At 70.2% G+C, this 13,853-nt stretch carries 14 protein-coding genes; all 14 read left to right on the top strand.

The genetic code is table 11. The annotated features are described in order from the left end of the window. The first annotated feature begins 24 nt into the window (after window positions 1–24). Window positions 25–516, top strand: coding sequence for a P-loop nucleotide/nucleoside kinase family protein (locus tag QTI51_RS33900; RefSeq protein WP_116912828.1), 492 nt, complete (start codon window positions 25–27; stop codon window positions 514–516). 146 nt (window positions 517–662) lie between these two features. Next, the gene (locus QTI51_RS33895) at window positions 663–1,172 is read left to right on the top strand and encodes a sigma-70 family RNA polymerase sigma factor (RefSeq protein ID WP_116912827.1); all 510 of its coding nucleotides are present in this window, start codon (window positions 663–665) and stop codon (window positions 1,170–1,172) included. Between the two features lies 1 nt (window position 1,173). Next, window positions 1,174–2,163 (top strand): FecR domain-containing protein, encoded by a 990-nt coding sequence (locus QTI51_RS33890; RefSeq protein WP_116912826.1) that lies wholly within the window; start codon window positions 1,174–1,176, stop codon window positions 2,161–2,163. 110 nt (window positions 2,164–2,273) lie between these two features. Further along, the gene (locus QTI51_RS33885; protein WP_286517459.1) at window positions 2,274–4,748 is read left to right on the top strand and encodes a TonB-dependent siderophore receptor; all 2,475 of its coding nucleotides are present in this window, start codon (window positions 2,274–2,276) and stop codon (window positions 4,746–4,748) included. Between the two features lie 54 nt (window positions 4,749–4,802). Continuing rightward, window positions 4,803–5,300, top strand: coding sequence for a GNAT family N-acetyltransferase (locus tag QTI51_RS33880; RefSeq protein WP_116912825.1), 498 nt, complete (start codon window positions 4,803–4,805; stop codon window positions 5,298–5,300). A gap of 22 nt (window positions 5,301–5,322) precedes the next feature. Then, on the top strand, window positions 5,323–6,216 hold the full coding sequence (locus tag QTI51_RS33875) for a LysR family transcriptional regulator (RefSeq protein WP_116912824.1): 894 nt from the start codon (window positions 5,323–5,325) through the stop codon (window positions 6,214–6,216). A 98-nt stretch (window positions 6,217–6,314) separates the two neighbouring features. Continuing rightward, the gene (locus tag QTI51_RS33870) at window positions 6,315–7,310 is read left to right on the top strand and encodes a Bug family tripartite tricarboxylate transporter substrate binding protein (protein ID WP_116912823.1); all 996 of its coding nucleotides are present in this window, start codon (window positions 6,315–6,317) and stop codon (window positions 7,308–7,310) included. Window positions 7,311–7,312: 2 nt separating this feature from the next. Beyond that, on the top strand, window positions 7,313–8,284 hold the full coding sequence (locus QTI51_RS33865) for a M14 family metallopeptidase (protein WP_503011570.1): 972 nt from the start codon (window positions 7,313–7,315) through the stop codon (window positions 8,282–8,284). 116 nt (window positions 8,285–8,400) lie between these two features. Then, on the top strand, window positions 8,401–9,003 hold the full coding sequence (locus tag QTI51_RS33860) for a DUF1439 domain-containing protein (RefSeq protein ID WP_116912821.1): 603 nt from the start codon (window positions 8,401–8,403) through the stop codon (window positions 9,001–9,003). Continuing rightward, window positions 9,000–10,028 carry a glycerophosphodiester phosphodiesterase gene (locus QTI51_RS33855; RefSeq protein WP_116912820.1) on the top strand — a complete coding sequence of 343 codons (1,029 nt, stop codon included), beginning with the start codon at window positions 9,000–9,002 and terminating at the stop codon, window positions 10,026–10,028. Before QTI51_RS33860 ends, QTI51_RS33855 begins: the two co-directional genes overlap by 4 nt. Then, on the top strand, window positions 10,025–10,303 hold the full coding sequence (locus QTI51_RS33850) for a hypothetical protein (protein ID WP_116912819.1): 279 nt from the start codon (window positions 10,025–10,027) through the stop codon (window positions 10,301–10,303). Before QTI51_RS33855 ends, QTI51_RS33850 begins: the two co-directional genes overlap by 4 nt. A gap of 24 nt (window positions 10,304–10,327) precedes the next feature. After that, window positions 10,328–10,777, top strand: a complete 450-nt coding sequence (locus tag QTI51_RS33845) for a hypothetical protein (RefSeq protein WP_116912818.1) — start codon at window positions 10,328–10,330, stop codon at window positions 10,775–10,777. A gap of 77 nt (window positions 10,778–10,854) precedes the next feature. Then, entirely contained in the window at window positions 10,855–12,354 is a 1,500-nt protein-coding gene (locus tag QTI51_RS33840; RefSeq protein ID WP_353506570.1) for a TolC family protein, read from the top strand. A 103-nt stretch (window positions 12,355–12,457) separates the two neighbouring features. Continuing rightward, window positions 12,458–13,852, top strand: a complete 1,395-nt coding sequence (locus tag QTI51_RS33835; protein WP_116912817.1) for a multicopper oxidase family protein — start codon at window positions 12,458–12,460, stop codon at window positions 13,850–13,852. Window position 13,853 lies beyond the last annotated feature (1 nt).

Below are 13,853 nucleotides of genomic sequence, written 5' to 3'. Positions count from 1 at the left end.
AAACCGACCCAGCAGGAGAAACGAATGACAGCACCCCTCACCCCGACGCTTCACATGGTCTGCGGCAAGATCGGCGCCGGCAAATCGACCCTTACCCGGCAGCTGGCCCAGGCGCCCGCCACGGTGCTCATCAGCGAAGACACCTGGCTCGCGGCGCTGTACCCGGGCGAGATCCACGAACTGCCCGACTATGTGCGCTGCGCAGGCCGGTTGAAGCAGGTGATGGCCGGCCATGTGACGGACTTGCTGCGTGCCGGCGTGTCGGTGGTGCTCGACTTTCCCGCCAACACCGTGAGTGGCCGAAGCTGGATGCGCGGCATCTTCGAAGCCGCCGGCGTGGCGCACGCCCTGCACTTCCTGGACGTGCCCGACGCGGTCTGCAAGGAGCGCCTGCGTGCGCGCAATGCGAGCGGAGAGCACCCGTTCGAGACGACGGATGCGCAGTTCGACCTGATCAGCAGCCATTTCGTGGCGCCATCCGAGGCGGAGGGGTTCGAGGTGGTTCGGCACCGGTGAGACATGGGTGACACAGGAGCGAGACATAGGGACGAGACACAGGGGCGAGACACAAATGTTGCGCGAGGCATTTCGACTCATCTAAAATTAATGAGAAACGTTCTCATTGATCGATCCACACCAGGCCGCTGGCCGAGAGGAATGCCATGTCTGCCGCCGAGTCGGTCATGCACCAGGAAGTGCAGGCGCTCTATTGCGAACACCACGGGTGGCTGCAGACCTGGCTACGCCGCAAGCTGGGCGATTCCTTTGCCGCGGCGGACCTGGCCCAGGACACGTTCGTCAGCGTCATCACCACCGGCGCGACGGCCGACATTCGCGAGCCGCGCCCCTTCCTGGCCACCATCGCGCGGCGCCTGATGGCGCACCGGCATCGCCGGCAGGTGCTTGAACAGAGCTACCTCGAGGCGCTGGCCGCCCTGCCGCAAGACATGGCGCCGTCCCCCGAGGTACAGCTGCTGGCCATCGAGGCGCTGCACCAGGTCGACCGCGTGCTCGACAGCCTGCCGCCCGCGGCGAAGGAAGCTTTTCTGCTGGCCCATCTCGAAGGGCTCAGCTATGCGGAGATTGCCGAACGGCTGGCCGTGTCGGCCAGCTCGGTGAAGCAGTACCTCTCGCGTGCCAACCGACAGTGCTTCTTCGGCATGGCCGACTGAGATGCCGGCGACAACGAGCAGCGCCGCGGCACTGCCTTTCGGCGAGCGCGCCGCCGACGAAGCCTCCGAGTGGCTTACCGTGCTGATGTCCGGCGAAGCCACCGACGAAGACCGCCAGCGCTGGCAGCAATGGCGGCGCGGCCACTCCGACAACGAGCGCGCGTGGCAGCACATCGAAAGCTTCACCGCACGCCTGAAAGGCCTGAACCCCGCGGCGGCCTACGCGGTGCTCGCGTCTGCGGGCCACGCACGGGCGCCGGCCCGCCGCAAGGCGATGCGCGCTCTTTTCTGGCTCGGGGCCACCGGCGTCACGGGCGTGCTCGCATCGCGCACACAGGCCTGGCAACAGTCGGTGGCCGACTTTCGTACCGGCACCGGAGAGCAACGCAGCGTGCTGCTGGACGACGGCACGCGCATCACGCTCGACACGGCCAGCGCCATCGACGTGCGCTTCGACGCCCGGCGCCGGCTGGTGCGACTGGTGGCCGGCGAGGTGATGATCGTCACCGGCCACGCGCAGCCCGGCAGTCCGCCCTTCGTGGTCGACACCGCCGAAGGCCGCATCCGCGCGCTGGGCACCCGGTTTTTCGTGCGGCAAGACCAGGGCCGCACCCGCGTGGCCGTGCTCGAAAGCGCGGTCGAGATCACGCCGCTCGCCGCCTCGGCCCCGTCGCGCCTCCTGCGCGCCGGCGAGCGCACCTCCTTCAGCACGAGCGACATCGACGCACCCGCTCCGGTGAACGAGCAGACCTCCGCATGGTCGCTCGGCCAGATCATTGCCGACGACATGCGGCTGGACGACTTCATCGACGAGCTCGGCCGCTACCGCCCGGGCATCCTGCGCTGCGACCCGGCAGTGGCCAGCCTGCGCTTCTCGGGCGTGTTCCCGCTGGGCGACACCGATCGCATCCTCGCGATGCTGCCCAGCGTGCTGCCGGTTCAGGTGCGCCTGCGCACCCGCTACTGGACCACGGTGGAACCCGCGACCTGAGCCCGGCCGACCTTTCTTGAGAATTTTTCGGGTTTCGCCTGCCCGATTTCATTTCTCGCGGCACCTACCAAGTGAGGGCTTTTTTTCAGCAATCACTTCGAGAGACCACCATGCCGACCAACAGGCGCCAGCACACACACAAGAACAAGCATCCAGCTCGGGGAATTTCGGCATCGGCCCTTTGCGGCCTCGCACTGCTGGGCGCGCAGGCCGGCATGGTGGGGCCCGCCCGGGCCCAGGCACCCGCCAATGCACCCTTTCAAGGCCAGCAAACCCAGCAAGGCCAGCCGGTCCGCCAGAGCTACAACGTTCCCGCGGGCCCGCTCGCACCGGCGCTGCGCAGCTTTGCCAGCGCGGCCAACCTGCCGCTGACTTTCGTCGCCGAGCAGACCGCGGGCAAGCTCACTTCGGGCGTGCAGGGGCAGTTCACGCCGCAAGAGGCGCTGGCCACCCTGCTCGCCGGCTCCGGCCTGCTGGCCGTGCGGCTGGACAACGGCGGCTACGTGCTGCGCAGCCAGCCGATGCCCGCAACGCCCCCACCGCCAGCCTCACCATCTGACGCGGCCACCCTCCCCGCCGTGCGCGTGACGGCCACCGCCGAGCGCGACACCGCCACCGGCCCCGTGCCCGGCTATGTCGCGCGCGTCAGCGCCACGGCCACCAAGACCGACACGCCGGTGATCGAGGTGCCGCAGTCGATCTCCATCATCGGGCGCGAAGAGATGGACGCGCGCGGCGCGCAGGACGTGATGGACGTCGTGCGCTACACGCCCGGCGTGACGACCAGTACCTACGGCCCCGACAACCGGGGCTGGGAATACATCCTGCTGCGCGGCTTCGAAGCCGGCGTCAACGGCATCTACCGCGACGGGCTCGGCCAGCCGGCGTTCCTGCCCACCTACTACCTCACCGAGCCCTACGGCCTGGAGCGCGTGGAGGTGCTGCGTGGGCCGTCGTCCATGGTCTTCGGCAAGGGCGATGCGGGCGGCATCGTCAACCGCGTGAGCAAGCAGCCCGGCGATCGCGTCCGCGAAATCGAGCTGCAGTACGGCAACTTCCAGCGCAAGCAGCTGGCGTTCGACCTTGGCGACCAGGTCGGCAACAACACCGACCTGAGCTACCGCGTGGTCGGCCTGGGACTGGACAGCAACGACCAGGACCGCTACCCCGACGGCCGCAAGCTCAATCACACGCGCAGCTACATCGCGCCTTCGGTGCGCTGGCAGCCCAACGCGACGACCTCGTTGACGGTGTTCGGCGAGTACCTCAGGAACAGCACCGGCGAAGACCCCTACTACCTGACCCAGAACTACGTGCTCTACCCCATCAAGGTGGGCGACTACAGCTTCGGCCAGCTCAAGCAGACGTCCGGCGCCGTTGGCTACCGCTTCGAAACGGCCCTGAACGACAGCTGGACCCTGCGCCAGAACTTCCGCTACAGCCAGATCGAGATGAGCCGGCGCGTGGTGTGGGCCGACTCGCTCGGCGAAGACCAGCACACGCTCTCGCGCATCGCCAGGACCTGGAACAACCCCGTGAACCTGGCGGCGCTGGACACCAGCGTGCAGGGCAAGCTGCAGTACGGCGCCGTCCAGCACACGGTGCTGCTGGGCGTCGACTACAGCGACCAGAAGGGCAGGCAACAGCGCTTCATCGGCGCGGCCCCCGACCTCGACCTGTTCGCCCCCGTCTACGGCCAGGCCGTGGCGACGCCCACCGATCCGATGAACAACCTGGCCCAGTCGACGCGCCAGACCGGCTTCTACGCGCAGGACCAGATCAAGTTCGGCGAGAACTGGGTCGTCACCCTCGGCGGGCGGCAGGACCATGTGCGCCAGCTCACCGACGACTACCTGAACGTGGGCCATACCCGCCAATCGGACAGCGCGTTCAGTGGCCGCGCCGGCCTCACCTACCTGCTGGGCAACGGCTGGGCGCCGTACATCAGCCATGTCACCTCCTTCCTGCCCAACAGCGGCGTCGACGCCAACAGCGAACCCTTCAAGCCCAGCCGCGGCAAGCAGGTCGAGGTGGGCGTCAAGTTCCAGCCCGTGGGCACGCGCACGCTGTTCACCGCCGCGGCATTCGACCTGCGCAAGACCAACGTGGTCACCTACGACCCGGCGACCGGCGAGGGACGCCAGGTCGGCAGGCAGCGCTCACGAGGCATCGAACTGGAGGCCAAGGGCGAAGTCGCCCCGGGCCTGAACATTGCGGCCGCCTACACCTGGCTGGACATGAAGGTGCTCGACAGCGCCGATGCGAGCGAGGTCGGAAAGATCCCGCCGCTGGTGCCCAGGCAGTCCGCCTCGGTGTGGCTCGACTACACGCTGGGCAACGGCCTGGGCTTCGGGGGCGGGGTGCGCTACGTGGGCAAACGCCAGAACGACGAGCAGAACTCCACCTTCGAACGCGGCGTGACGCTGCTGGACGCGGTGGCGCACTACGAGCGCGGCCCGTGGCGCTTCGCGCTCAACGTCTCCAACCTGGCGGACAAGAAGTACAACTCGATCTGCTACCACGGCGAGTGCTACCAGGGCACCCGCCGCACGGCGACGCTCACGGCACGCTACCGCTGGCAGTGATGGCAACGGGCGCCGAGGCGCCGGGGCGCCGGGGCGCCGGTATGCTCGCCCCCGATGCAGATCCAACAAGCCCTCCCCGAAGAAGCTGCCACCGTCGCAGCCGTGTTGAACGAAGCCGCGCAGTGGATCGCCGCCGAAGGGCGTCCGCTGTGGTCGGCGGCCGACGTCGCGCTGGAGCGCATCCAGCGCGACACCGATGCCGGCGGCTACTTCATCGCACGCAGGAACGGTGATGTCGCCGGCGTCGTGCGTCTCGACCTCGAAGACCCGTACTTCTGGCCCGAGATCGAAAGTGGCAGCTCGCTGTATGTGCACAAGCTCGCGGTGCGCCGCGCGTGGTCGGGCCAGGGCGTGCCGGTGCAGCTGCTGGACTTTGCGCTGGCGCGCGCACGCGAGCTGGGCCGCCCCTTTCTGCGGCTGGACTGCGTGGCGGACCGGGCCCCGCTGCGCGCGCTGTACGAACGCTTCGGCTTCTCGCTGCACAGCGTGATCCACAAGGCCGAGCGGGCCTTCGCGCGCTACGAACTGGCGGTGAAGCCGCTCGGCAACTGACGATCACCACACCCGCCGCGCCATGCAATTCAAGTGGATGGAAGACTTCATCGTGCTGGCGCAAACGCGCAGCTTCACCCGCGCGGCCGAGCTGCGCCATGTGACGCATCCGGCCTTCGGCCGGCGCATTCGCGCGCTGGAATCGTGGGCGGGCACGCCGCTGGTCGAGCGCGGCAGTTCGCCGGTGGCGCTGACGCCCGCGGGCGAGAGCTTTCTTGAAAACGCCGGCCAGATGGTGCGCGGCGTGGAAAGCTCGCGCGAAGAAATGCAGAGCGTGGCCGGGCGGCAGGCGCGCACGGTGACGGTGGTGACCGGCCGCACGCTCGCGCGCACCGTGATGGCCGACTGGCTGGTGCGGCTGCAGCCGGTGCTGCGCGGCGGCGAGGTGCGCGTACTGACCGGTGCGCTGGCCGAAACGGTGCGCATGCTGGAGCACGACGAGGTCGACTTTTCGCTCATCTTTCATCACTCCGCCCTCACCTTCCGGCTCGACGGGCGGCAGTTTTCGCATGTGACGGTGGCCTCCGACAAGCTGGTGCCGGTGTCGCGCGCCGACGCGCGCGGGCAGCCGGCGCACAGCTTCGACGCGCCCGGCGACGTGCCCTTTCTGTCCTACGTGCGCACGCTGGCCATGGGCCGGCTGGTGGAAGACCTGCTGGCCAACAACCCGCAGGCGCCGCGGCTGAAGCGCCGCATCGAGTGCGACTCGGCCGATGCGCTGTACGAGTACGTGCTGCGCGGCCTGGGCGTGGCCTGGCTGCCGTGGTCGATGGTGCAGGCCGACTGCAAGGCCGGCCGGCTGGTGCCCACCGGCGGGCGGCGCATGGAAGTGCGCTTCGAGGTGCGGCTGTACCGCCCCAAGCGCCGGCTCGGGCCGCTGGCCGAAGACGTCTGGCGCGCCATGGCCACGCGCTGAGCGCAACCCAATCGGCACGGGTTGGTGCCAGCACGGCACCACGAGGCGGGGTGCGGGTTCGCAGAATTCGCGCACCCACTCCCAACCCGAGGCCCACGATGCGTCTTCCGCGTGCTTTTTCCCTTGCTTTTTCTTCCTGCCTCGCCCTCGCCGCATGCTGCGGGCTTGCCGCCGTGCCCTCGCTGGCCTCCGCCGCCGACGCCTATCCCGCCAAGCCCATCACACTGGTGGTCGGCTACCCGCCCGGCGGCTCGACCGACCTGACCGGCCGCGCGCTCGGCGTGGAGCTGTCGCATCGCCTGGGCGTGCCGGTGATCGTCGACAACATCGGCGGTGCCGGTGGCGCCATCGGCGCGCAGAAGGTGGCCAACGCCGCGCCCGACGGCTACACGCTGCTGCTGGGCGCCAACAACGAGATCGCCATCAGCAGGCTGGTGAACGCCAGCGTGCGCTACGAGCCGAAGGACTTCACCGCCATCGGCCTGGTCGCCTCGCAGCCGCTGGTGCTGGTGGCGACGCCGGCGGTGGGCGTGAAAACCGCCGGCGATCTGCTCGCGCTGCTGAAGAAGAACCCGGCCAGGTACAGCTACGGCAGCTCGGGCGTGGGCACGTCGCTGCACCTGGCGGGCGAAACGCTCAAGCAGCAGGGCGGCGTGTTCATGACGCACGTGCCCTACCGCGGCGTGGCGCCGCTCACCAACGACCTGATGGGCGGCAACATCGACTTCGGCATGTTCGTGCTGTCCAGCGCGCTGCCCTACATCCGCAGCGGCAAGCTGGTGGCGCTGGGCACCACCGAGGCGAAGCGCTCGGCCATCACGCCGGACCTGCCCGCCCTGGGCGAGACCCCGGCGCTCAAGCGCATGGACATCGGCGTGTGGTTCGCGCTGATGGGGCCGGCCAGGCTGCCCGAGCCGGTGGTGGCGCGGCTGAAGAAGGCGCTGGACGACACGCTGCAGTCGCCCGACTTCCGCAAGAAGATGGAGGCGACCAGCTCGGTCGTCCCACTGGCGCCGTTGGACATCGACCGCTTCCTTGTCACCGAAACCGACAAATACCGCAACATCGTGCAATTCGCCAACATCAAGGAATGAGCTTGTCCGCGTCCACTTTCGAACTCCCCGCACCCGACATTTCCGCCTGGCGCGCCGGCAACACCGGCACCGAAGGCGTCTGGCATTTCGACTCGGGCCAGACCGGGCACCGCGTGATGATCAGCGCGCTGGTGCACGGCAACGAGGTGTGCGGCGCCTGGGCGCTCAAGGGCCTGCTCGAAGCCGGCGTGCGCCCGCAGCGCGGCAGCCTGACGCTGGCCTTCTGCAACCTGGAGGCCTTCGAGCGCTTCGACCCCACCGACGCCGACGCCTCGCGCTTCACCGACGAAGACCTCAACCGCCAGTGGTCCGCCGACCGGCTCGAGGCCGGCGGCACGCGCGAACGCCGCCGCGCCGCCGCGCTGCAGCCGCACATGGCGCAGGCCGACTGGCTGCTCGACCTGCACTCGATGCACGAGCCCTCCGCCCCGCTCACGCTCACCGGCGTGCTGCCGCGCAACCTGGTGCTGGCGCGGCAGCTGCGCAGCCCGGAGCACATCGTGATCGACGCGGGCCACAAGGACGGCGTGCGCATGCGCGACTTCGGGCGCTTCGGCGCAGCCGACGCGGACCCGGCCAGCGACGCGCTGGCGCTGCTGGTCGAATGCGGCTTCCACGGCGACCCGGCCAGCCGCACCGTGGCGCAGGACCAGTGCGCGCGCTTCCTGCGCGCGGCCGGCACGCTCGACGACGCGGCCATCGCCCAGGCGCTGCCCGGCTGGCTGCAGCCCGACGCGCCCCGCCAGTGGGCGCTCGACGTGACCGGCCCCGTGGTCGCGCGCAGCGAAGACTTTCGCTTCGCCAAGCCCTTCACCGGGCTCGAGGTGATTGCAAAGGCCGGCACCGTCATCGGCTGGAACGACGGCGAGCCCGTGGCCACGCCGTACGACGACTGCGTGCTGGTGATGCCATCGACCCGCCAAGCCAAGCCGGGCGTGACGGTGGTGCGCTACGCCCGGCGCCGGGCGCTCTGAACGGGCCCGGGGGGCGCGGCCGCGGCAGAAAATGCAGCCGCCCCTCGCTCGGGCGCTGCACCTGGGTGCATCGGGCTTCACCAGCTTCACCGGGCTGTGGCAAGCTCGCCAACCGTATGAACATCCGCCCTTCGTTCTCCCCCTCCCTCCCCCCGCCCGTGCCCGCCCGCCGCCACCTGTTGCGCGTGCTGCTGGGCGCCGCCGCGCTCCAGGCCCCGTTCGCGGCGCTGGCCGGCTTCAACTTCTTCACCAGCGAATACACCGCCACCCGCGACGAGCTGCAGGCGCAGATCGCCAAGCGCTTTCCGGTGGCCGAGCGCTACGCCGAGCTCTTCATGGTCGGGCTGCGCGACCCGCAGCTGGGCCTGGACGCCGCTACCAACCGCGCCACCATCACCGCCGCCCTGACCATCGCGAGCCCCCTGCTGGCGGCCTCGCCGGTGCAGGGCGTGGTGGCGGTGAGCAGCGCGCTGAAGTACGACGCCGCCACCCGCGCGCTGCGGCTGGACCAGCCCAAGGCCGAGCGGCTGGAGCTGCAGGGCGTGGAAGGCCGCGACGCCGAACGCCTGCAGCGCGTGGGCGCGGTGGTGGCGCAGGAGCTGCTGCAGGGCCAGGTGCTGCGCAGCTTCACGGCCGACGAACTCACGGTCGGGCGCAAGACCTACGAGATCGGCGACATCACGGTGCTAGACAACGGAATCAAGGTCCAGCTCAAATGAAATTCACACGCCTTTCCACTGTCGTGCTCGCCAGCGCCCTCGCCGGGATTGCCGGGCTTGCCGGCATCACCGGCTGCGCGGCCGTCGTGCCCGCCGCCAAGCAGCACTTCGACCTCGAAGCCCACCGCGGCGGTCGCGGCCTGGCGCCCGAGAACACGCTGGCGGCGTTCAACAACGCCATCGACCTGGGCGTGACCACGCTGGAACTCGACATCGGGCTCACGGCCGACGGCGTGGTGGTGATCTCGCACGACACCTCGCTCAACCCCGACCACACGCGCGACGCCGGCGGCAACTGGCTGGCGCCGAAGAGCGGCGCGGCCATTCGCACGCTCACGCTGGCGCAGCTGCAGACCTACGACGTGGGCCGCCTGAACCCGGGCAGCAACTACGGCAAGCAGTTCGCGCTGCAGCAGCCGCGCGACGGCGAGCGCATTCCCACGCTGGCCGCGCTGTTCGCGCAGGTGCAGGCGCGCGGCGCGAACGCGGCCACGGTGCGCTTCAACATCGAGACCAAGATCGACCCGACCAGGCCGGCCGAAACCGCCGCGCCCGAGCCGATGGTGCGTGCGCTGCTGGCCGAGATCGACAAGGCCGGCATGGCCGCACGCGTGACCATCCAGAGCTTCGACTGGCGCACGCTGGCGCTGGTCGGCCAGCTGGCCCCGCAGCTGCCGCGCGCCTACCTCACCACGCCGCGCACGCTGAAGGACAGCCGCTGGACGGCGGGCCTCGACGCGGCCGGCTACGCGTCGACGCCGCAGCTGGTGAAGGCGGCCGCGGCCAATGGGCCTGGCCCCGTCGTCTGGTCGCCGGCCTACGCCGACCTGACCCCCGCCGTCATCAAGGAAGCGCAGAAGCTCGGCATGAAGGTGCTGCCCTGGACCGTGAACGAGCGCGCCGACATGCTGCGCCTGATGGACGCGGGCGCCGACGGGATCATCACGGACTACCCCGACGTGCTGCGCGACCTGATGCGCGAGCGCGAGCTGTCGCTGCCGCCGCCCGGCAGGAGCACGCCATGAGCGCGGCGCTGCAACTCGACGCCATCGCCACGCGCGTGACGGCCTTGCGGGACGGCGGAAGCGGACCCATCACCGCGCTGTCGAACGAGGCCCGCGCCAGCACCGAGCTGCTGGGCGCCCTGCCGCCGCGTTACGCGGAGGTGCTGCTGAACCTGCTCGACCGGCTGGAGTCGAGCGCGCTGTTCAGCGAGGAGAGCTGCTCGTTCAGCCAGAAGGACCTGCTCGACAACCTGCAGGTGTGGGTGGACAAGGCCCGCGGGCAGCTGGTGGCTTAGCACCCGCGTTTATCATCCGGCCCCATGCGCACCCTGCTGCTCGCCCTCATGATCGCCCTGCTGCCCATTCGCGGCTGGCTAGGCGACGCGATGGCGCTGGAGATGGCGCGGCATTCGCTGCCGGTGGCTTCCGTCTCGACGGTTTCTGCGGCCTCGGGTGCCACGATGGCCACGCAAGCCCATTGCCATGAGGCGATGGAAGCCATGGACGCCACGGACGCGGACGCCGGCATGCAGATGGCCATGGACATGTCCGACAGCCCTGCCGGCCACGCCAGCCACGACACCACCGGCGGCGCCGACCACCAGGGCTGCGGCACCTGCACCGCCTGCCAGGTCTGCCACACGGTGGCACTCGGCGGCATGCCCCTGATCGACACCGTGCACGGCGCCCCCCAGGCGGCGCCCGCCGCACACGCCAGCCGCTTCGCCAGCGCAGAGCCCGCCCAGGGCCTGAAGCCACCCATTTCCTGATCTCCCTGCCCGTAGTCCGTCCGCGGTGAGCCCTTCGAGGCTCGCGGCGTTGGTCGTATTGCTCATGGAGATCGAGCGTGAACCCCTTTGTTGGCTGGCCGTTGGCCGGCATCCGTCGCCCCGCACCGGGTAGCGACCCGCGCACGCCAGGCGCACGCACCCGCGGCATTTCATTCATCAGGCCAGCCGCCGCGCTGGCCGCCGCGGCGGTGCTGGCCGGCTGCGCCAGCCTGTCGCCGGACGGCGGCAGCGCCGACGTTCAGGCGCTGGTCGGCGCCAACCCGCTCATGGCGGGCGCCACGGCCCAGCGCACGCCCGACGAAGCCTCGCGCCAGCGCGTGGACGCGCTGCTCGCCAAGCCGCTCGACGCCGAGGCCGCCGTGCGCATCGCGCTGCTCGAAAGCCCGCGCGTGCAGGACGCCTTCGCGACGCTACAACTGAGCGACGCCGACCGCGTGCAGGCCGCGAGCCTGCCGAACCCGGTGTTCGCCTTCAGCCGCCTGACCGAGGGCAGCGAGCGCGAGATCGACCGGCTCGTCAGCTTCAACGTGGTGGGCCTGCTCACGCTGCCATGGCAGGCGCGCTGGGCCGGGCAGCGGCACGAGTCGGCTAAGCTGCAGGCCGCGCAGAGCGTGCTGGCACTGGCCGCCGACACGCGCCGCGCCTGGGTGCGCGCGGTGGCGGCGCAGCAGAGCGTGGTGTACCTGCGCGACGCGAAGGACGCCGCCGAAGCCGGGGCCGAGCTCGCGCACCGCATGGCGCAGGCAGGCAACTGGAGCGCGCTGCAGCGCACGCGCGAGCAGCTGCTGCTGGCCGATGCGGCGGCGCAGCTGGCGCGCGCCGAGCAGGCCGCGCTCGCCTCGCGCGAACAGCTCAACCGCCTGCTGGGCCTGAGCGGCGAGCGCACCGCCTACACCCTGCCCGACCGCCTGCCGCCGCTGCCCAAGGCCGCGCCCGAACTCGGCGACGTGCAGGCGCTGGCGCTGCGCGACCGGCTCGACGTGCGCTCGGCGCAAGCGCGAAACACCGCCGTGGCCGGCTCGCTCGGCCTCACGCGCGCCACCAGCGTCGTCGACGCGATGGAGCTGGGCGTGGCGCGCAACAGCAAGTTCGACGACGGCCCCGAGCGCTCGCGCCGCACGCAGCGCGGCTTCGAGCTCGCGCTGCCCATTCCGCTCTTCGACTGGGGCCAGGCCCGCAACGGCCGCGCCGAGGCGCTGTACCTGCAATCGGCCGCGCGGGTTCGCGACGTGGGCGTGCTGGCCGCGAGCGAGGCGCGCGAAGCCTGGCAGGGCTGGAACACCGCCTACGCCATTGCCCGGCGCTACCGCGACGAAGTGCTGCCGCTGCGCAAGAAAGTCAACGAGGAGATGGTGCTGCGCTACAACGGCATGCTCGCGAGCGTGTGGGAGCTGCTGGGCGAAACGCGCGCCAGCATGCTGGTCGTGAATGCGGGCATCGAGGCGCAGCGCGATTTCTGGCTGGCCGACGTCGACCTGCAACTGGTGCTCACGGGCAGTTCGCCCGGCGGCATGACGGCGCTGCAGGCCGCTGCGGCAGGAGGGGCCACCGAATGAGCCGCTCACACCCGAACCCGCATCAGCACCAGCAATGCCACCTCATCCAACGCAGCCCAGCCCCCATCCCCACCTTCCCCCGGAAGCGGAAGGAGCCAACACCATGAACCGCCGCAACTTCTTCGCAGGCGCCGCCACCGCGGTCGCCGCCACCACCGTCAGCCGCGTGGCCATGGCCGCGCTGCCCGAGCCGGTCTCGCAAAGCTCCACCGCCACCGCGGCGCCCCTGGTGCCGCCGAACGGCCGGCCCTACAACCCCGTCGTCACCCTCAACGGCTGGACGCTCCCCTGGCGCATGAACGCAGGCGTGAAGGAGTTTCACCTCGTCGCCGAGCCCGTCGTGCGCGAGATGGCGCCCGGCTTCAAGGTCAACATGTGGGGCTACAACGGCCAGTCGCCGGGCCCGACCATCGAGGTGGTCGAGGGCGACCGCGTGCGCATCTTCGTGACCAACCGGCTGCCCGAGCACACCACCGTGCACTGGCACGGCCAGCGCCTGCCCAACGGCATGGACGGCGTGGGCGGCATCACGCAGCCGCACATTCCGCCGGGCAAGACCTTCGTCTACGAGTTCACCGCACGCCGCCCCGGCACCTTCATGTACCACCCGCACGCCGACGAGATGGTGCAGATGGCCATGGGAATGATGGGCTTCTGGGTCACGCACCCGAAAGAGAAGCATCCGCTCATCGACCCCGTGCAGCGCGACTTCTGCTTTCTGCTCGGCAGCTTCGACGTGGAGCCCGGCAGCGCCACGCCCAAGGTCAACACCATGACCGACTTCAACATCTGGAGCTTCAACAGCCGCGTGTTCCCGGCCATCGACACGCTCAACGTGCGCAAGGGCGACCGCGTGCGCATCCGCGTGGGCAACCTCACGATGACCAACCACCCGATTCACATCCACGGCCACGAGTTCGAGGTGACCGGCACCGACGGCGGCCCCGTGTCGCGCACCGCGCGCTGGCCCGAGGTGTCGGTGGACGTGGCCGTGGGCCAGATGCGGCAGATGGAATTCATCGCCGACGAGGAAGGCGACTGGTCGCTGCACTGCCACAAGGCGCACCACACCATGGGGCCCATGGGCCATGAGGTGCCGACCATGATCGGCGTCGACCACAAGGGCGTGGCCGAGAAGATCAGGAAGCTGGTGCCCGACTACATGGTCATGGGCGAGAAGGGCATGGCCGACATGGGCGGCATGGAGATGCCCATTCCCGACAACACCCTGCCCATGATGACCGGCACCGGCCCCTTCGGCGCGGCCGAGATGGGCGGCATGTTCACGCTGCTGAAGGTGCGGCGCGACCAGAAGCCCGGCGACTACCGTGACCCCGGCTGGTTCAAGCACCCGCCGGGCACCGTGGCGCGCGAAGTGCCGAACGCCGACGTGCCGACGGCCACGCGCAGCGCGCCCGAAACCCAAGACAGCAGCTCGGGCGGCAAGCCCGACGCCACCGTGCGCAAGCCCTCGGGCCATGGCGCCCACGACCACTGAT

Origin of the sequence: Variovorax sp. J22G73, from assembly GCF_030317035.1 — a bacterium.
Lineage (GTDB): Bacteria > Pseudomonadota > Gammaproteobacteria > Burkholderiales > Burkholderiaceae_C > Variovorax.
The sequence above is the reverse complement of the archived record's forward strand: the minus strand, read 5'-3'. Positions and strand labels throughout refer to the sequence as shown.